Origin of the sequence: Escherichia sp. E14S1 (assembly GCF_004211995.1) — a bacterium.
Classification (GTDB): domain Bacteria; phylum Pseudomonadota; class Gammaproteobacteria; order Enterobacterales; family Enterobacteriaceae; genus Escherichia.
The window spans coordinates 72,688-91,935 of the sequence record NZ_RHJQ01000002.1 but is presented as its reverse complement, the minus strand read 5'-3'; the positions used below and the strand labels follow the sequence as shown (position 1 = coordinate 91,935).

General features: G+C 47.7%; 18 protein-coding genes and 3 tRNA genes. 14 read left to right on the top strand and 7 right to left on the bottom strand.

The window, feature by feature from the left end; all coding sequences use genetic code 11:
• Nucleotides 1–79: 79 nt before the first annotated feature.
• The 3 genes from D9734_RS01115 to D9734_RS01105 all read left to right on the top strand — a co-directional run bounded on the left by D9734_RS01115 (nucleotide 80) and on the right by D9734_RS01105 (nucleotide 401).
• Nucleotides 80–166: transfer RNA gene (locus D9734_RS01115), tRNA-Leu, on the top strand.
• Nucleotides 167–194: 28 nt separating this feature from the next.
• Nucleotides 195–281 (top strand) — tRNA-Leu (locus D9734_RS01110).
• A 33-nt stretch (nucleotides 282–314) separates the two neighbouring features.
• A tRNA-Leu gene (locus D9734_RS01105) sits at nucleotides 315–401 on the top strand.
• A 27-nt stretch (nucleotides 402–428) separates the two neighbouring features.
• Here the strand turns inward: D9734_RS01105 and D9734_RS01100 are convergent.
• Entirely contained in the window at nucleotides 429–665 is a 237-nt protein-coding gene (locus D9734_RS01100; protein ID WP_130204766.1) for a DUF1435 domain-containing protein, read from the bottom strand.
• A 140-nt stretch (nucleotides 666–805) separates the two neighbouring features.
• On the opposite strand from D9734_RS01100, the gene fhuF reads away from it, so the two are divergent.
• A complete protein-coding gene (fhuF, locus tag D9734_RS01095) occupies nucleotides 806–1,594 on the top strand; it encodes a siderophore-iron reductase FhuF (RefSeq protein WP_130204764.1) in 789 nt (262 codons plus the stop codon).
• 37 nt (nucleotides 1,595–1,631) lie between these two features.
• On the opposite strand, the gene bglJ is transcribed toward fhuF, so the two are convergent.
• On the bottom strand, nucleotides 1,632–2,309 hold the full coding sequence (bglJ, locus tag D9734_RS01090; protein ID WP_130204762.1) for a DNA-binding transcriptional activator BglJ: 678 nt from the start codon (nucleotides 2,307–2,309) through the stop codon (nucleotides 1,632–1,634).
• Entirely contained in the window at nucleotides 2,267–2,992 is a 726-nt protein-coding gene (locus tag D9734_RS01085) for a response regulator transcription factor (RefSeq protein ID WP_130204760.1), read from the bottom strand. The genes bglJ and D9734_RS01085 overlap by 43 nt, the downstream gene beginning before the upstream one ends.
• A 628-nt stretch (nucleotides 2,993–3,620) precedes the next feature.
• Here D9734_RS01085 and D9734_RS01080 point away from each other — a divergent pair.
• The 6 genes from D9734_RS01080 (at nucleotide 3,621) to opgB (ending at nucleotide 9,330) form a co-directional block, all read left to right on the top strand.
• Nucleotides 3,621–4,391 carry a threonine/serine exporter ThrE family protein gene (locus D9734_RS01080; RefSeq protein WP_130204758.1) on the top strand — a complete coding sequence of 257 codons (771 nt, stop codon included), beginning with the start codon at nucleotides 3,621–3,623 and terminating at the stop codon, nucleotides 4,389–4,391.
• Nucleotides 4,382–4,855, top strand: a complete 474-nt coding sequence (locus D9734_RS01075; RefSeq protein WP_130204757.1) for a threonine/serine exporter — start codon at nucleotides 4,382–4,384, stop codon at nucleotides 4,853–4,855. The genes D9734_RS01080 and D9734_RS01075 overlap by 10 nt, the downstream gene beginning before the upstream one ends.
• 106 nt (nucleotides 4,856–4,961) lie before the next feature.
• Nucleotides 4,962–5,501, top strand: a complete 540-nt coding sequence (gene dnaT, locus D9734_RS01070; RefSeq protein ID WP_130204756.1) for a primosomal protein DnaT — start codon at nucleotides 4,962–4,964, stop codon at nucleotides 5,499–5,501.
• Between the two features lie 2 nt (nucleotides 5,502–5,503).
• On the top strand, nucleotides 5,504–6,241 hold the full coding sequence (gene dnaC / locus D9734_RS01065; protein ID WP_130204755.1) for a DNA replication protein DnaC: 738 nt from the start codon (nucleotides 5,504–5,506) through the stop codon (nucleotides 6,239–6,241).
• A 48-nt stretch (nucleotides 6,242–6,289) separates the two neighbouring features.
• Nucleotides 6,290–6,784 carry a DUF2501 domain-containing protein YjjA gene (yjjA, locus tag D9734_RS01060; RefSeq protein ID WP_130205058.1) on the top strand — a complete coding sequence of 165 codons (495 nt, stop codon included), beginning with the start codon at nucleotides 6,290–6,292 and terminating at the stop codon, nucleotides 6,782–6,784.
• A gap of 254 nt (nucleotides 6,785–7,038) precedes the next feature.
• The gene (gene opgB / locus D9734_RS01055; RefSeq protein WP_130204754.1) at nucleotides 7,039–9,330 is read left to right on the top strand and encodes a phosphatidylglycerol--membrane-oligosaccharide glycerophosphotransferase; all 2,292 of its coding nucleotides are present in this window, start codon (nucleotides 7,039–7,041) and stop codon (nucleotides 9,328–9,330) included.
• Nucleotides 9,331–9,496: 166 nt separating this feature from the next.
• Here opgB and lgoD read toward each other — a convergent pair whose 3' ends face one another.
• Nucleotides 9,497–10,513, bottom strand: a complete 1,017-nt coding sequence (gene lgoD / locus D9734_RS01050; protein WP_130204753.1) for an L-galactonate oxidoreductase — start codon at nucleotides 10,511–10,513, stop codon at nucleotides 9,497–9,499.
• Between the two features lie 137 nt (nucleotides 10,514–10,650).
• Here lgoD and D9734_RS01045 point away from each other — a divergent pair, with 137 nt between their 5' ends.
• From D9734_RS01045 to D9734_RS01035, 3 genes are all read left to right on the top strand, one after another.
• On the top strand, nucleotides 10,651–11,556 hold the full coding sequence (locus tag D9734_RS01045) for a GntR family transcriptional regulator (RefSeq protein WP_130204752.1): 906 nt from the start codon (nucleotides 10,651–10,653) through the stop codon (nucleotides 11,554–11,556).
• Nucleotides 11,557–11,705: 149 nt separating this feature from the next.
• Complete coding sequence (locus D9734_RS01040) at nucleotides 11,706–13,016, top strand: enolase C-terminal domain-like protein (protein WP_130204751.1); 1,311 nt, start codon at nucleotides 11,706–11,708, stop codon at nucleotides 13,014–13,016.
• A 118-nt stretch (nucleotides 13,017–13,134) separates the two neighbouring features.
• Entirely contained in the window at nucleotides 13,135–14,505 is a 1,371-nt protein-coding gene (locus tag D9734_RS01035) for an MFS transporter (RefSeq protein ID WP_130204750.1), read from the top strand.
• A 58-nt stretch (nucleotides 14,506–14,563) separates the two neighbouring features.
• On the opposite strand, the gene tsr is transcribed toward D9734_RS01035, so the two are convergent.
• Nucleotides 14,564–16,228 (bottom strand): methyl-accepting chemotaxis protein, encoded by a 1,665-nt coding sequence (gene tsr / locus D9734_RS01030; RefSeq protein WP_130204749.1) that lies wholly within the window; start codon nucleotides 16,226–16,228, stop codon nucleotides 14,564–14,566.
• A gap of 181 nt (nucleotides 16,229–16,409) precedes the next feature.
• Here tsr and D9734_RS01025 point away from each other — a divergent pair, with 181 nt between their 5' ends.
• Nucleotides 16,410–17,273: a MurR/RpiR family transcriptional regulator gene (locus D9734_RS01025; RefSeq protein WP_064530245.1), complete on the top strand. Its 864-nt coding sequence runs from the start codon at nucleotides 16,410–16,412 to the stop codon at nucleotides 17,271–17,273.
• Nucleotides 17,274–17,282: 9 nt separating this feature from the next.
• Here the strand turns inward: D9734_RS01025 and D9734_RS01020 are convergent, their stop codons facing one another.
• Together D9734_RS01020 and D9734_RS01015 are read right to left on the bottom strand one after the other, a co-directional pair.
• On the bottom strand, nucleotides 17,283–18,752 hold the full coding sequence (locus D9734_RS01020; RefSeq protein ID WP_130204748.1) for a sodium:solute symporter family protein: 1,470 nt from the start codon (nucleotides 18,750–18,752) through the stop codon (nucleotides 17,283–17,285).
• A 102-nt stretch (nucleotides 18,753–18,854) separates the two neighbouring features.
• Nucleotides 18,855–19,244 (bottom strand): RidA family protein, encoded by a 390-nt coding sequence (locus tag D9734_RS01015; protein ID WP_000023754.1) that lies wholly within the window; start codon nucleotides 19,242–19,244, stop codon nucleotides 18,855–18,857.
• Nucleotides 19,245–19,248 lie beyond the last annotated feature (4 nt).

Here is a 19,248-nt window from a genome sequence, read left to right as displayed (position 1 = left end):
AATTAACTATTGACGAAAAGCTGAAAACCACTAGAATGCGCCTCCGTGGTAGCAATTCTTTTTTAAGAATTGATGGTATGCGAAGGTGGCGGAATTGGTAGACGCGCTAGCTTCAGGTGTTAGTGTCCTTTCGGACGTGGGGGTTCAAGTCCCCCCCCTCGCACCAAAAACCACGTTGATATTGCTCGCACTGGGCGAAGGTGGCGGAATTGGTAGACGCGCTAGCTTCAGGTGTTAGTGTCCTTACGGACGTGGGGGTTCAAGTCCCCCCCCTCGCACCAAACGAGGCGATATCAAAAAAGTAAGATGACTGTGCGAAGGTGGCGGAATTGGTAGACGCGCTAGCTTCAGGTGTTAGTGTCCTTACGGACGTGGGGGTTCAAGTCCCCCCCCTCGCACCAATTATCTTTACTTCCTTCCCTGTTTTATCATCCCTGATTCCCGTTCATTATCATCAGCATAACGCCAGAAATAAGCGCCAGGCACGATGGTAGCAAAACGTAATGCCGTAATTGTTTGTGATACAGCATCACCGGCGTCAATACTAATCCCATCAGAATCACAATCCGCCACTGATCCGGCGATAAATCAGCATATGTCAGCCCTGCAATCAGCAATCCCGGCAGCAACACTCCCCAGCCACTGCCCAGCATACGTTGCAACATGGTTTGATCTCTTTTATTGATAATGATAACCAATATCATATGATAATTTTTATCATTTGCAAACCAGAGAAATCCCTTGCTATCGGGTAAACCTATCGCTAGGATTAGCAATCATTATCATTTAGATTACTATCACGATTATGGCCTATCGTTCCGCACCGCTCTATGAAGATGTTATCTGGCGAACGCATCTCAAGCCGCAAGATCCCACGCTTGCACAAGCGGTTCGCGCGACGATCGCCGAACATCGTGAACATTTGCTGGAGTTTATCCGTCTGGATGAACCCGCCCCGCTTAGTGCCATGACGCTGGCGCAATGGTCCTCTCCCAATGCGCTAAGTTCTCTACTGGCGGTCTACTCCGATCATATTTACCGCAATCAACCAATGATGATCCGCGAGAACAAACCGCTAATCTCACTGTGGGCGCAATGGTATATCGGCCTGATGGTGCCGCCATTAATGCTGGCGCTGCTGACGCAGGATAAAGCGTTAGATCTTTCCCCGGAACATTTCCACGTTGAGTTTCACGAAACCGGACGCGCCGCCTGTTTCTGGGTCGATGTGTGTGAAGATAAAAACGCAACATCACATTCGCCACAGCAGCGAATGGAAACGTTAATCAGCCAGGCGCTGGTTCCGGTTGTGCAGGCATTAGAAGCGACAGGTGAAATTAACGGCAAACTTATCTGGAGTAATACCGGTTATTTGATTAACTGGTATCTGACCGAGATGAAGCAGTTGCTTGGCGAGGCGTTAGTTGAATCGCTCCGCCATGCCCTGTTCTTTGAGAAAACGCTCTCCAGCGGCGAAGATAATCCATTGTGGCGCACAGTCGTGCTGCGCGACGGCCTGCTGGTGCGCCGCACCTGTTGCCAGCGTTATCGCTTACCGGATGTGCAACAGTGTGGGGATTGCACGCTGAAATAAGCACACTGCCGGGAGGATAAACCCGGCATTAAGTAGATTAATAGGGATGCAACACATTACTTGTTTCTGAAATCCGCATACATAACAGAATATCTGCCGCCTCAAGCAATCCGGCATCAGAACTGACACCCAGTTTCGACATCACATTAAATTTATGCGCGCGGATCGTTTTTATATTCCGTTTAAGCTGTTCAGCAATTTGCGTCATTGAGTAGCCACGCGACATAAACCGTAATATTTCCCTCTCCGTCGGGCTCAGCGTCCGGCTTTGATTAATATACCACTGGTTGTTCAGTCGATCGGTCGCCTGACGCACGCCATTTAATGACAGAAACAGCTCCTGGTGAAAAACATCCAGCGTTGATGCTTTACTTAACACACCATCCAAAGGAGAAGGCGATAATGAGCCAATCAACCGCGCTTCAATATCATCATCCGCAATAACCAAACGCCGGGTACGTGGAAATTTGATTGCCAGCTCAGTCAGACAAGATAATCCCTCCCTGCGCTCAGTTCTCATGGCAGAAAAAGAAAAAATAACCGCCGCAAATGAAACCCGCGACATAGCATCCTGAAAAGCCTCCTGGCTGGTGTACGTATAGAGTTTATAAGGATTACCCGCAAACTTTCTGAATAAACTCTCAATACCGATACTGCTCATGACGCACTTTTCTATGAGTGCGACATTTCTCTTCTTAATTCGGTTGTGTTCCATTCCGCGGCATCTCCATAAACAGAAGGCAAGTTAAGTTCCCTTGCCCCCTGTGCGCTATTAATCCATGCATACATCTCAGCGTTACTGTGAATTGCCAGCCGACGCATCGCACTGTTTTTTTGTGCGCTGATGGTTTTATTGCTTTTCTTAAGCAATGAAGCTATTTGGTTGATGCCCCATCCTTTACCTAACAGCCGCAGTACCTTGCGTTCAGAAAGGGTAAGAATCACGGTGCGATAACCAACTTCCTGAATTTCCGGCATTGCAGGCGAAGTCAGCATGGCGCTGATGCGATCTGCATGGACATTGCCGGAACGAACGGTCTTGACCAGATTCTCAATAGGCTCGATATCGGACAGTAACGTCGCAGTTGGACACATAAGCAGCTCCACCGCCTGAGAGTACCAGGCTCGCGAAACCATGAAAACCCAATGAATTTCCCGGTATTGTGAGATCAATGAATAGTAATGTTCACAAACAGAACGCGGATCTTCTGTTTGTCCGGCTAAATCGGCAATAACTAACCCAGCACGACGTAATTGTAATATGGTCAGCTCCTCCGCAGAGGTGCTACTCGTTATATCGTATTCAGGGAGATGGGTCCTCATGACCTCTTTTAACCCTGCCTGCATAACGGGTATTTTACTGATAACAATTCCATTTTTGCAGCATCCTGGCAACATATATCCTCCATATCCACTGTCTATAAATTATGATGGTTTATTCAGGATATTCACCCTTCAAATGATTCCAACAAATTAATAGATTGAGCGAATAATTTATCCTTAGCATTCACTTCATATCAGTTTACCCCAGCCACACAAAAAATCCTTTGTATGTTTAAGGAGACTAGCATCAAATAATAACCTGGAAAAATACCTCTGACACATTTAAAATATCTAAATTATGTTGTTAGAAATACTTAATCAAAACCCTCAAAATCAATCAGTTTAAGATATCATTTAAAATAACGAATAAAAGTTAAATGAAAATCCTTTAACCAGAATATCAAGAAAAAAACCAATAAAAACTGAAGGATATTTCTTACCCGGTTCCGAAAAAAATGATTTCATCAGCCATTACTCAATCGCGTAAAAACAAAACGATAAATTCATTTTAATGATAATATTCATGGAATTATTTATCCCACTCAAAACTTGCACCGTTTCCCTTCAGCGAACTCATCATCGCAGCCAGGATTAATCAGCGCAATTTTGATCTTAACCAACGTCAAAACAGCCATGCTTCGTGATACAAAAGGGTTCTCATTTTTTGAAAAATACGCAACGCGTCTATGACAAAGGGCGAGTTATGCAAACAGAGCAACAGCGAGCCGTTACACGGCTATGTATCCAGTGCGGGTTATTTCTTTTACAACATGGTGCGGAAAGTGCGTTGGTTGACGAGCTTTCTTCACGACTGGGTCGGGCGTTAGGGATGGACTGCGTCGAAAGTTCTATCTCTTCGAACGCCATAGTGCTGACCACCATTAAAGATGGTCAATGTCTGACATCTACGCGCAAAAACCACGATCGCGGCATTAATATGCATGTGGTTACTGAGGTACAACACATTGTGATTCTGGCGGAACATAAGCTGCTGGATTACAAAGGTGTTGAGAAACGTTTTAGCCAAATACATCCCCTGCGCTATCCGCGTTGGCTGGTCGCGTTGATGGTGGGACTCTCTTGCGCCTGTTTCTGTAAACTGAATAACGGTGGTTGGGATGGTGCGTTGATTACATTCTTCGCCAGTATGATCGCCATGTATATCCGCCAGCTACTGGCACAACGCCACCTCCATCCGCAAATAAACTTTTGCATCACTGCCTTCGCCGCCACCACAATTTCTGGCCTCCTTCTACAACTTCCGACATTCAGTCATACGCCTACTGTGGCAATGGCGGCCAGTGTTCTTTTACTGGTGCCGGGTTTTCCGTTGATAAATGCTGTAGCCGATATGTTTAAAGGTCATATTAATACCGGACTGGCACGCTGGGCGATTGCCAGTCTGCTAACACTGGCAACCTGCGTTGGCGTGGTGATGGCACTCACAATTTGGGGGCTACGCGGATGGGTGTAATCGAATTTCTCTTAGCATTAGCGCAGGATATGATTCTCGCGGCAATCCCAGCAGTCGGCTTTGCGATGGTGTTCAACGTGCCAATCCGGGCATTACGCTGGTGTGCGCTGCTTGGCGCGATGGGTCATGGTTCGCGAATGATTTTAATGACTACTGGACTCAATATTGAGTGGTCGACGTTTATGGCTTCGCTACTGGTCGGCACCATTGGTATTCAGTGGTCGCGCTGGTATCTGGCGCACCCGAAAGTCTTTACCGTGGCGGCTGTCATTCCGATGTTCCCGGGCATCCCGGCGTATACTGCAATGATTTCAGCGGTAAAAATCAGTCAGTTAGGTTACAGCGAGCCGTTAATGATTACCCTGTTAACTAACTTTCTTACCGCTTCATCAATTGTTGGCGCGTTATCCATCGGTCTTTCCGTTCCTGGATTGTGGTTGTACCGCAAGCGCCCCCGCGTATAAAATTGCCTCGCTTAAAGCACATGGATGAGAGGCTGCCTGGCCTCATCCGTGTGTTACTATAAAAGTAATCTCCCTTCTCGTTCATCGTTCCATATTGAGAAACAGTATGTCCTCCAGAGTTTTGACCCCGGACGTCATTGGTATTGACGCCCTGGTACACGATCACCAAACCGTTCTGGCAAAAGCAGAAGGCGGCATGGTTGCCGTATTTGCCAACAATGCCCCGGCGTTTTATGCCGTTACGCCCGCGCGTCTTGCTGAACTGCTGGCGTTGGAAGAAAAACTGACGCGTCCGGGAAGTGACGTGGCCCTGGACGATCAACTCTATCAGGAACCGCAAGCCGCCCCCGTTGCCGTACCCATGGGTAAATTCGCCATGTACCCAGACTGGCAACCCGATACCGACTTTATCCGTCAGGCGGCATTATGGGGCGTGGCGCTAAAAGAGCCGGTAACCGCCGAAGAACTGGCGTCATTTATTTCTTATTGGCAGGCGGAAGGCAAAGTCTTCCATCATGTGCAGTGGCAACAAAAACTGGCGCGCAGCCTGCAAATAGGTCGTGCCAGCAATGGCGGATTAACGAAACGAGATGTGAACACAGTCAGTGAACCTGACAGCCAAATTCCACCGGGATTCAGAGGGTAACGATGAAAAACGTTGGCGACCTGATGCAACGTCTGCAAAAAATGATGCCAGCCCATATCAAACCCGCCTTCAAAACGGGTGAAGAACTTCTGGCGTGGCAGAAAGAACAAGGGGCGCTCCGTGCCGCCGCTCTTGAGCGCGAGAATCGGGCGATGAAAATGCAGCGTACCTTTAACCGCTCCGGCATTCGTCCGCTGCATCAAAACTGCTCCTTTGAGAACTATCGTGTTGAGTGCGAAGGGCAGATGAATGCGTTGAGCAAAGCGCGCCAGTATGTCGAAGAGTTCGACGGCAACATCGCCAGCTTTATCTTTTCTGGCAAGCCGGGAACGGGCAAAAACCATCTGGCGGCGGCAATCTGCAACGAACTGCTGCTACGCGGTAAATCCGTATTGATCATCACCGTGGCCGATATTATGTCGGCGATGAAAGATACCTTCAGAAATAGCGGTACCAGCGAAGAACAACTGCTTAACGATCTGAGCAACGTTGATCTGCTGGTGATCGATGAGATCGGCGTGCAGACCGAATCGAAATACGAAAAAGTGATCATCAACCAGATCGTCGATCGCCGCTCTTCTTCCAAACGCCCGACCGGGATGCTGACCAACAGCAATATGGACGAGATGACCAAGTTACTGGGCGAACGCGTTATGGATCGTATGCGACTGGGTAACAGTCTGTGGGTTATTTTTAACTGGGAAAGCTATCGTAGCCGGGTAACGGGTAAAGAGTATTAATCCTCCTTTCCGGCGCTATACTGCGACACAATTCCACCTTGAGTAATGATGATGAAAACTATTAAACATCTTCTGTGCTGTGCAATTGCCACCAGCGCATTAATTTCCACCGGGGTGCATGCCGCGTCCTGGAAAGATGCGCTTTCCAGCGCCGCCAGCGAACTTGGCAACCAAAACAGCACCACACAGGAAGGCGGTTGGTCGCTCGCCTCATTAACTAACCTGCTTAGTAGTGGCAACCAGGCGCTAAGCGCAGACAACATGAACAATGCCGCAGGCATTTTGCAATACTGCGCGAAGCAAAAGCTGGCTTCAGTTACCGATGCGGAAAACATCAAAAATCAGGTCCTGGAGAAGCTGGGCCTGAACAGCGAAGAGCAGAAAGAAGATACCAACTATCTGGATGGCATTCAGGGTTTGCTAAAAACCAAAGATGGTCAGCAGCTTAATCTGGACAACATCGGTACGACGCCTCTGGCTGAAAAGGTAAAAACCAAAGCCTGCGATCTGGTGTTAAAGCAAGGTCTAAACTTTATTTCCTGATCCGCATAGCGCCGCGTTTTAGCTATTAACAAACTAACGCGGCCCTTCCCCGCTCTTTTCCCTGTTTCTGGACGTCTTTTCCTCTGTTACACGGGAAGCTTTCTTGCGCAAAAAAGTCTGTTTATAAACTAATTCCTAACAACATCGCATTTTTTTGACACTAGAATTGCAGCTATATGGCAGCACCATTACATTGTGTTTCTCAAAAAATCTTAAACATCGGCTAACCGGCCTGTTTTAGTGAGGATCGCCCGTTGTCAGAACTATTCTCTTTCGCCCTATTTCTCGCCTCTGTGCTGATCTACGCATGGAAAGCGGGACGTAACACCTGGTGGTTTGCCGCCACGTTAACGGTACTGGGGTTATTTGTCGTTTTAAACATTACCCTGTTTGCCAGTGACTATTTTACTGGCGACGGCATTAACGACGCGGTGCTCTATACCTTAACTAACAGCCTGACCGGTGCTGGCGTCAGCAAGTATATCCTGCCGGGAGTGGGTATCGTGCTGGCACTGGCGGTAGTTTTCGGCGCGCTGGGCTGGCTCCTACGCCGACGCCGTCATCATCCTCACCATTTTGGCTACAGCCTGCTGGCACTCTTACTGGCGCTGGGTTCTGTGGACGCCAGCCCGGCGTTTCGCCAGATAACGGAGCTGGTAAAATCCCAGTCACGCGACGGCGATCCTGACTTTGCGGCTTATTATAAAGAACCGTCGAAAACCATCCCTGCCCCCAAACTTAACCTGGTTTATATCTATGGTGAGAGTCTGGAGCGGACCTATTTTGATAACGACGCTTTTCCGGACCTCACTCCCGAACTGGGCGCACTGAAAAATGAAGGGCTGGATTTCAGCCATACTCAGCAACTACCAGGAACGGATTACACTATCGCGGGCATGGTGGCGTCTCAGTGCGGGATTCCACTGTTTGCTCCGTTTGAAGGTAACGCCTCTGCCTCGGTTTCCAGCTTCTTCCCGCAGAACATCTGTCTTGGCGATATCCTGAAAAACTCAGGTTATCAGAACTATTTTGTGCAAGGGGCTAACCTGCGTTTTGCGGGTAAAGATGTGTTCCTGAAATCACACGGCTTCGACCATTTGTATGGTGCAGAAGAGCTGAAAAGTGTGGTGGCGGATCCGCATTATCGCAACGACTGGGGATTCTACGACGATACCGTGCTGGATGAAGCGTGGAAAAAGTTTGAAGAGCTTTCCCGCTCTGGTCAGCGATTCTCACTGTTTACTCTGACGGTCGATACCCATCACCCGGATGGTTTTATCTCTCGCACCTGCAACCGCAAAAAATATGATTTTGACGGTAAGCCGAATCAGTCATTCAGCGCGGTAAGTTGCAGCCAGGAGAACATCGCGACGTTTATCAATAAAATCAAAGCGTCACCGTGGTTTAAAGATACCGTCATCGTCGTCTCATCTGACCATTTAGCGATGAACAACACGGCGTGGAAATACCTTAATAAACAGGATCGTAACAACCTGTTTTTCGTCATTCGTGGCGACAAGCCACAGCAAGAGACGCTGGCGGTGAAGCGCAACACCATGGACAACGGCGCTACAGTGCTGGATATTCTTGGTGGCGATAACTTTATCGGCCTTGGGCGTAGTAGCCTCTCTGGTCAATCCATGTCGGAAGTGTTCCTCAACATTAAAGAGAAAGTGCTGGCGTGGAAGCCCGATATCATTCGTCTGTGGAAATTCCCCACCGAGATGAAAGAGTTCACCATCGATCAGAATAAAAACATGATCGCCTTCTCGGGTACCCATTTCCGTCTGCCGCTGCTGTTACGCGTGTCGGATAAACGTGTGGAACCACTGCCAGAAAGTGAATATTCTGCACCACTTCGTTTCCAGTTGGCCGATTTCGCTCCGCGCGACAATTTCGTCTGGGTTGATCGCTGCTACAAGATGGCGCAGCTATGGGCGCCAGAGTTGGCTCTCTCCACTGACTGGTGTGTTTCCCAGGGGCAGCTTGGTGGTCAGCAAATCGTTCAACATGTTGATAAAACGACGTGGAAGGGCAAAACCGCATTTAAAGATACCGTCATCGATATGGAACGCTACAAAGGCAATGTCGATACGCTGAAGATTGTCGATAACGATATTCGCTACAAAGCCGACAGTTTCATTTTTAACGTCGCAGGTGCACCGGAAGAAGTGAAACAGTTTAGCGGGATTTCCCGTCCGGAGTCGTGGGGACGCTGGTCCAACGCGCAGCTGGGCGATGAAGTGAAAATCGAGTACAAACATCCTCTGCCGAAGAAATTTGACCTGGTGATCACCGCCAAAGCATACGGTAATAACGCCAGCCGTCCCATTCCGGTACGCGTAGGCAACGAAGAACAAACCATCGTGCTGGACAATGAAGTGACCACCACCACGCTGCATTTCGAGAACCCAACCGATGCCGACACGCTGGTAATTATTCCGCCAGAACCTGTCTCAACCAACGAAGGGAATATCCTCGGACACTCGCCGCGTAAGCTCGGCATTGGTATGGTGGAAATCAAAGTGGTGGCGCGTGAAGGGTAATCACTGACTGATTTGTAGGTTAGATAAGACGCGCAAGCGTCGCATCCAACATTGAGTACATAATGCCGGATGCGACGAAAACACCTTCTCCGACCTACAAAACATTATTGAAAACAGAAAAAACAGCGCCCAACATTTCCCCGGGCGCTGCATGGCAACTCGATTATCAGAAAGTAATTACGCCCTTAATCAACTCACGATTGTTAATCACATCGCGCTCGTAGGTTTCTGCCAGCGTGGCGAACGGATAGCGATGGGTTAACATCATGTCGGCAGTAATTTTCCCTTCAGCCATCAGCCGCCCGACTTTCGCAAAATCTTCCGGCGTGGCATTTCGGCTACCCATCATCGTCGTTTCTTTTTTATGGAATTCCGGATCGGAGAACTGCAACTCGCCTTTAAACAGACCGACAAATACCACCGTGCCGCCGTGACGAATCAGATTCACGGTGTTATTCATCGCATGTTGATTACCTGTCGCGTCGATCACTTTCTGCGCCAGCGAACCACCAAACTGCGCTCGCAGCTGCGCGTCAAAATCTTCGGCTGACGGGTCCAGCACGGGCAACTCCAGACGCGTTGCCACATGCTCACGCCGCGCCGGACTGGTATCCGCCACCACCACCTGTGCACCATCGGCTTTAGCGATTGCTGCCGCGCCCAGACCAATTGGTCCCGCCCCGACCACCAGCACCTGCTCACCAGGCGCAATTGCTGCGCGACGAACCGCATGAGCGCTAATAGCGAAAGGTTCAATCAACGCTGCCGCCTGCGGATCAATACCATCGGCAGGCAAAATGTTCGCCTCCGGCACGCTCAAATACTCACAAAAACCGCCATCCTGATGCACGCCAATGACCGAAATTTTCTCACAGCAATTGGTGCGACCACTTTTACACGCAGGGCATTCCTGACACGCAACATAAGGGATAACCGCAACTTGCTGACCATTTTTAAGATCAGCAATATTTTTTCCCATCCCAACAATCTCCCCACATATTTCATGGCCTAAAACGCGTGGATAACTAAAAAATGGTTGATTTCCACCCCAGGCATGAATATCGGTACCATAAATTCCGACGGTTTTAATTAATGCTTCATTGTCTCCCGGAATAGGTATCTCGTGTTGTTTCCAGATTAATTCTTCCGGCTGTTGGAAAATTAAAACATTCATCGTAGACACGATTCGGCTCTCCATTTTTTGTTGCAATAGATATCAATGAAAATTAAAAATGGCAGCGAAACAGAAAATCTATTTTGTGAAAACACACATATAAAAATGTTTTAATTATGGTTTTAATGGACTCACAAGGAGAAAATATGAGTCGTTCGCAAAATTTACGCCACAATGTGATTAACCAGGTCATTGGTGATATGGCGCGTGGTCATATCCCTTCACCACTACCATCGCAAAGCGCGCTGGCGGAAATGTACAACATCAGTCGCACCACAGTACGGCATATTCTCAGCTACTTACGCGAATGCGGCGTCCTGACACTGGTTGGAAATGACCATGTTATCACGCGCAAACCTGACTACGATGATGGTTTCGCCTGCACTATCGCTTCAATGAGTGAGCAAAACAAAGTGTTTGAGCAGGCTTTTTTCACAATGATAAACCAGCGCCAGTTACGCCCTGGGGAAACTTTTTCTGAACTGCAGCTGGCGCGAGCCGCGTGTGTCAGCCCGGTGGTAGTGAGGGAATACCTTTTAAAATTCGGTCGGTATAATCTTATTCAAAGCGAAAAGCGCGGACAGTGGAGTATGAAGCAATTCGATCAATCCTACGCCGAGCAGTTGTTTGAACTGCGTGAAATGCTCGAAATACATTCACTTGAGCACTTTCTTAACCTGCCTGATCATGATCCCCGCTGGTTGCAGGTGAAAAACATGCTCGAACGTCATCGCCTACTACGAGACAACATCAGCAATAGCTTTCGTATGTTTTCCCAACTGGACAGAGATTTTCACTCCTTACTGCTTTCAGCTGCCGATAATATCTTTTTTGATCAATCGCTTGAGATAATCTCAATCATCTTTCATTTTCACTATCAATGGGACGAAAGCGATCTTAAACAGCGCAATATCATTGCCGTCGATGAGCACATGACCATTCTCAACGCCCTGATTTGCCGCAGTGACCTAGATGCTTTACTTGCATTACGCACACATCTCGATACAGCAAAAAAGTCAATGATTCATTCAGTAAGACAAATTTGCGATTAGATTAAAAACACATTAAATACAGAAAAATGTAAATTGCACCACATTATTATAATCAGTTCACATTTCATTGTGTTGCGCACACATAAACTGAAGACGTCTTTTAGTTTTTATATTTTTTAATAGTAAAAAATATCAATACAGGAGTCAGTATGGCAATTACTATCAAAGATATCAGCGTTAAGGACATTCGTTTTCCAACATCCAGAAATTTGGATGGTTCTGATGCAATGAATGCAATTTCTGATTACTCTGCGACTTATGTTACCTTAATTACCGATTATTCAGATGATTTAAAAGGTTATGGATTAACATTTACGATTGGACGTGGAAATGACTTATGTGTAAGTGCCGTAAAATCATTAGCAGAATTGTTTGTAATAGGACGAACTCTAGAAGATATAACAGAAAACTTTGGGCAGTTTTGGCATGAACTAGTTTCAGGAGACTGTCAGTTGCGTTGGGTAGGTCCAGAGAAAGGAGTTATTCATCTAGCCACCGCTGCAATTATTAATGCACTTTGGGACCTTTGGGCCCGTTCACAAAATAAAACTGTCTGGAAAATGCTGGTAGACATGTCACCAGAAGAAATCGTGCATTGCATTGATTTTACCTACATTATAGATGTATTGACTCCAGAAGAAGCCATTGCATTACTTCGCCGTTCTGAAAAAGGTAAAGCACAGCGTGAAAGAGAAATGCTTGAGGAAGGTTTCCCAGGTTATACAACTGCAGCAGGGTGGCTCGGTTACTCTGAAGAAAAAATGCGACATCTGGCACGCCAGGCTGTTGCTGATGGATGGACTCACCTGAAACAAAAAGTAGGTGCAGATCTCGAGCAGGATATCCACAGGGCGACAATCTTACGTGAAGAACTGGGTTGGGAACGCAAACTCATGATGGATGCTAACCAAACATGGGGGGTTGATCAGGCCATTACTGCAATGAGGAAATTGGCAAAATTTGATCCTTTATGGATTGAAGAACCTACTAGCCCTGATGATATTCTTGGCCATGCTGCAATCAAATCACGCATTGGTAATATTGGTATTGCTACTGGTGAACATGCACATAACAGAGTTATGTTTAAACAATTTTTTCAGGCTAATGCAATGGATTTTTGCCAGTTAGATCCCGCGCGACTTGGTGGTTTAAACGAAGTACTCGCAGTTGTACTTATGGCCGCAAAATTCAATATTCCAGTTTGTCCTCATGGCGGAGGGGTTGGTTTGTGTCAGTATTCGCTGAATATTGTTCTTTTTGACTATATCTCAGTCTCAGCAACATTGGAAAATAGAGTTCTCGAGTATGTTGACCATTTACATGAGAATTTTGAAGAACCTTTAGTTATTAAGCGAGGCCGGTATTTCCCTCTTTTACAACCAGGTTATGGTGTACAAATGAAACCAGAAACTTTGGCATGTTACTCATGGCCAGATGGTCGTGAATGGGTCAATCAATAAAAATTAAATATCTAGTAGACGCAAAATGTCTATATTTTTTCATAACAAGAGATTATCCAGTAATACATAAAAATTACTGGATAGCAAAAATGTCCACCGTTTATTCGGAAGCACAATTATGAGTCAAACTGATGATGAAATTGTTGTCAACTCTGCAGTGCGAAAGTCAATAATAAGACTTCTACCTTTCTTAGCTCTTATGTACGTCATGGCTTATCTGGATCGTGCCAACATTGGTTTTGCTAAGGATGCTTTTCAGGTCGACACGGGATTAAGTAACGCTGCTTATGCATTTGGTGCCGGCGTATTTTTCATTGGATATGCGATTTTTGAAGTCCCCAGTAATATATTTTTATACAAAGTGGGGGCTCGCTTGTGGCTTTCACGAATCATGTTCACATGGGGACTTATTTCAGCAGCGATGATGTTCGCCCATACGGAAAAAACATTTATCATTTTGCGTTTTTTCTTGGGTGCTTCGGAAGCAGGATTCATGCCGGGCGTTATGTTATATCTAACATTTTGGTTCCCTCTTAATATACGAGCAAAAGTTGCGGGTTATTTTTGGTTTGGTCCACCGATTGCATTTATTCTTGGTGGCCCTATTTCTGGTGGGTTATTAACCATCCATGATTTATGGGGACTGCATAACTGGCAACTCATGTTTTTAGTCGAAGGATTATTAGCTGCGTTAGTTGGGGTAGTCGCATTTTTCTACCTGGATGATAAGCCGTCCGACAAACGTTGCACTTTCCTCACACCACAAGAAAAAGTAGCTCTCAGTCGCATAATGGAAATGGAGGAAAAAACAAAAATAAGTCACAGCCCTCAGGGTATATTAAAGGCACTTTGCGATCCTCGCGTACTTTATTTATGTCTGATTTGTTTTACGATTCAAGTTGGCTCATACGGCATTGCCTTTTTTCTGCCATCACAAGTAGCAGCATTATCAGGGCAGGGAATTGGCTTTATTGTCGGTGTTTTATCCGGTATTCCATGGTTATGTGCCCTATTTGCGGCATGGTACATTCCTCATCTTTCAACAAAATTGAAAGAACGGCGTTGGATTAGCACTATTACTTTACTACTCGGAGGCTTTGGTGTTGCTTTATCAGGAATGCTTGCGGGAACGCCAATCCTGGCTTTTATCGCATTATGTATTGGATGTGCAGGTTTATTAGCCGTTCAACCTATTTACTGGACTTTCCCAACAAGCTATCTCGGTGGAGCAGCAGCCGCCTCAGGAATAGCTTTGATCAACTCACTTGGAAATCTCGGTGGATTCGTTGCTCCTAACATCCGGGTTTGGGCTGAAAATGTATTTGATTCAAATGTTGCAGGATTGTATTTACTTGGAGGTATAGCAATCATTGGTGCTCTCATGCTTGCGGGAATTTTCCAGATTGGCATCAGGGGCGATCTGGATTCATCAGATACAAAAATCAATAAGACATCACTTACGAATGCAAACGCATCAGCAACAAAATAACTAAATAAACAACACATTGCCCGATAAGTCATCGCTTATCGGGCATTTTTCATGGCGATTAAAACGTTTCCCAGTTATCCCCGCTATCAGCGACGGCAATTTTGCGCGACACAACCGGCAACGCTGCGTTTACCACTGGCAAAGCTTCATACTGACGCTGTTGCGTTTGCTGTATACGGAACACCGCTACGGCTTCGGTCAGACGGCTGGCCTGCTCTTCCAGCGCGGCGGCAGCGGCAGCAGACTCTTCCACTAACGCGGCGTTCTGTTGCGTTACCCTATCCATTTCGACAACCGCTAAACCAACCTGATCAATGCCACGGCTTTGCTCATCAGAGGCTGAAGCGATTTCTCCCATAATGTCAGTAACGCGTGTTACGGCGCTGACAATCTCTGTCATGGTTTCCCCGGCACTTTCGACCTGCGTAGATCCGACATCCACTTTACTTACGGAGTCTTCAATCAAGCTTTTAATTTCACGGGCCGCCTGGGCGCTACGCTGCGCCAGGTTACGCACTTCCCCCGCAACTACCGCAAAACCACGCCCTTGCTCGCCCGCGCGCGCCGCTTCAACCGCCGCGTTCAAAGCCAGAATATTGGTCTGGAAGGCAATACCATCGATAACGCTGATAATATCGGCAATCTTCTGCGAACTGGTGGAGATATCGCGCATCGTCTGCACCACGTTATCCACTACCTTGCCACCACGTTGCGCGGTTTCAGAAGCACTTAACGCCAGATGACTGGCCTGACGCGCGTTCTCGGCGTTCTGTTTCACCGTTGCAGTCAGTTGCTCCATGCTGGCCGCCGTCTCTTCCAGTGAAGCCGCTTGCTGCTCAGTACGCGATGAGAGATCGTTATTGCCCGTGGCAATTTCGCTGACACCGCTATAAATGGCATTAGCACCGTTACGTACATCTCCGACAGTACGCATCAGTTCACTTTGCATATGGCGCAAACTCTGAGCCAGTTGTCCTACTTCGTTAGAACCATCCACCTCAATGGGTTTTACCAAATCCCCGCCAGCAATATGACAAATGCTTTCGATCAGGCGATTCATTGGTGCTACCAGCGAGGCTTTAATACCAAACCAGACGGACACAATGACGGCTAACACGACGATCAACACGCCCACCAGCACCCACATCGCCTGGTTGTAGGAAGCATTATTATCGCTGACGGCAATATCGTAGAGACGATCGTTTTGCTCCATATAAGCCATATACAGCTTCTCGAAACCGTCCTGATATCCCTGAGTTGGCTGATCAAAGAACTCATTGATTTTGCCTGCGCCTAACAGCTGGATCAGCTCCGCCAGCGCATTGTGGTAAATATCGTAATTACGTTTGATTTCCGCCGCTGCGGCTGTGCTCTGACGCGGGTCACGCGGCAACGCTTCGTAGTCCGCCCAGTTTTTTTCCGCTTGCTTCAGCGAAATACTGGCACTCTGCATCAGCTCGGCGACGGTTGAACCGCTGCCAATATTGTTCTGATCCATCATGTAGCGGATACCCGCGCGGTTGAGAGTGTTACGTGTCTGCAACAACGCGACCCAGCTGCCATTCAGCGTGGATTGCTGCTGACGAATGGTTTGTAAAACGGAGAAATTTTCTTTGTCATTTTTTAAGGCATTAAAGAACAAACCGCCTGATGTCAGTTGTAAAAGGCCAAAAACGGCCAAAACCAGCAATAAGCTGGTCACGATCTTAATACGTTTAAACATGGTTTCTCTTCCCTCCAGACCTGATACTCAGGTTGTCGGCCTGGTGGTAGAAAACTTTATGATCTGGAGCGGTGTTGAGCGTTTTTTTGTCGCTGCGTACTTACATTTTTTATGAGGGTCACACTCTGGAGCAATTTTTATGGTACAAAGTACCAGTTTTTACTGAATCAGTGATACTCCCATGGCTTATAGCATCGATATCATCTCCTGCATTACCGAACGGTTTATGGCGTTAACCGCCACTGAAAAGCGTATCGCACAATTTATTCTTGATGACGTCTCCGCAGCCGTGGAACTGCCAATTGCTGAGCTGGCGCGGTTAACACAAACCAGCCAGGCGTCGGTGACACGTTTTGCCCGTGCTCTGGGGTGTAAAGATGTCCGCGAGCTGAAAGTCAAACTGGCGCAGTCACTGGCTATCGGGCAGCGGTTTATTCTCGATGTACCGGATCTTGACGGTGTTCAGGGGATCTACGAATCAATTATCAGCGTGCTGGAAACGCATCGTCGCTCGTTGGATATGAACGCCATCAGCCAGGCGGTCAGTTGGTTAAGCCAGGCGCGGCAAATTCTTGCATTGGGAACGGGCGGCGGTTCTACCATCTGCTCGCAGGAGATCCAGTACCGTCTGTTCCGCCTGGGATTGCCAGTGGTCAGTCAGAACGACTCACTCATGATGAGAATGATGTGCTCTGCGGTTATGCCGCAGGATGTGGTGATTGTACTGTCGCTGGGCGGTTATACACCGGAAATCATCGAAAGTGCCGCAATCGCCCGTCAGTATGGCGCGCGTGTTATTGCCATTACGCCAGCACAAACACCGCTGGCAGAACAGGTGGATCTGGTATTGCCGTTGCTGGTTCAGGAAAGTGATTACATTTTTAAGCCCACCCCTTCCCGTTACGCCATGCTCGCGATGATCGATGTGCTGGCAACAGAGCTGGCTATGGCAAATAAAGCGCAGGCGAAAGATCGCCTGCGGCGGATAAAACTGGCACTAGACAGCCACCGGGGTGGCGCTAACCGCCAGCCACTTGGCGATTAGCACTATTGGTTATGCCTCTTCAGGTTTGGTGATCACGACCCTCTGGTTTTCACGCTCATTGGTGATAATAGCCAGAGCTTCTTCCCGGCTGATCTCGCTTGCTGGCGTTACCAGCGTCACCAGTACGCCAGCGACCAGGCTTCCCAGCACTGACGGAATACACGGGTTACCCCAGTAAGCCAGCCAGTCGGCATTCATCAGCACCACAATTGACATCACCATACCGCTCACTAACGCCGCCAGCGCGCCCTGCCAGTTAAAACGTAGCCAGAAGCGACCGAGAATCGAGCAGATAAACAGCCCGGACATCAGCATCGAAATCATTTTGGTAATGTAGCTGATGATGTCATTAGAGGTCAGAGCAAAGACCAGCGCCAGGCCAATAACAAAGGTCAGCATCCAGCGTGAGTAAGTGATTGCCTTGTTCTCCGGCGGCATTCTGCCGGTAACCATGGTGTAGACGTCGCGCATCATAATCGCCACCGCAGCGATGGCATCAGAGCTGGCGGAAGACATGGTGGCTGAAAGCCCGGCAATCAGTACCACCAGGCCAAGCAATGGCGGCAGAAAACTGGTGGCGAACAAGAAGGCATAGTTACTGTTTTCCAGATTCGGGTTCATGGTGAACGCCGCCATGCCGATAATGGCAGGCAGAATCGAGAAGAACAGATACAACACGCCAGTAATAACAAACGAACGGCGTACAGAGGGAACATCTTTACCCGAGTAAATACGCTGGCGATAAGACGGTGTGGCCAGCACACCTACGCCAATAACCAGCGCCAGCGAAAGCGCAGGTAACACGCCCATTTTATCAATCGCAAACAGGCTCATCGCTTTTGGGTCCATCGCCTGTTCAATCGCACTCCAGCCGCCTACGTGAACAACGGCAAGAATAGCCATCAAAATAAAACCAAAGAACAAAATTAAGGCCTGAATGGTGTCTGTCCACACTACCGCCGAATAACCGCCGATAATAACGTAAATCGCAAAAGCTAAGGCGATAATTAATTTTGCTACAGTAAGATCAATACCTGTTGCCCAGGCAAGATACATACTGCCACCTAAAATATGCGCGCCCAGCCAGCCAATAGAGGCAATAAATATCATCAGACCGACAATATTTTTAATTAAATGACTCCCGCCAGTATAATAAGAGAGTTCTTCACTCATGGTCATAAAACGTAATTTACGTACTGGAGCAAACAGCCACGCCACCAGCAATATACCTACGGCCCCACCGACGCCATAAAGCATTCCGGCCCAGCCATTACTGTAGCCAAAGCCCACTGCGCCCATACTGGAACCCGTGCCGACCATCGTGGCAACGGTTGAGCCCAGCGTCAGAAACAGCGGCAGCGAACGCCCGCCCAGCAGAAAATCTTCTCCGCTTTTCTGATTACGAGAAACAAACCAACCAAGCCAAATCATGGCGATGGCATAAATAATAAAGCCGACTAAAAAGATATGACTGTTCATAATTCACATCCTGCCAGTAGAGAGAAAATAATGTAAGAGTTCCCGGAGTGCTGAATGTATTCAGCACTCAATTGTGGTCTGTTTTTTTAATTCTTAAATTTATTAGCGGGTCGCGTTATAACAGGTCACATCGACTTCGACTTTACAATCGACAACCAGATCAGCCACACAACAAATACGTGCAGGCGGATTTTCGCCAAAAAATTCTCTGAATACTTTATTAAAGGACTGGAAATAGCGGGCGTCAGTCAGGATCACTTTCACGTGAACCACATCCGCCAGGCTATAACCGGCTTCGGTCATGATGTCGACACAGTTTTGGATCGCCAGTCGTGACTGTTCAACGATACCGCCTTCTACCACTTCACCGTTTTTCATGGGTGTTTGCCCGGAGACGTACAGCCAGCCGCCCGCCTCAACCGCCCTGGCAAACGGCAAATGCTGCCCACCAGTGCCTGTTCCACCTTCCGTACCGTAACGTTTAATGCTCATATTC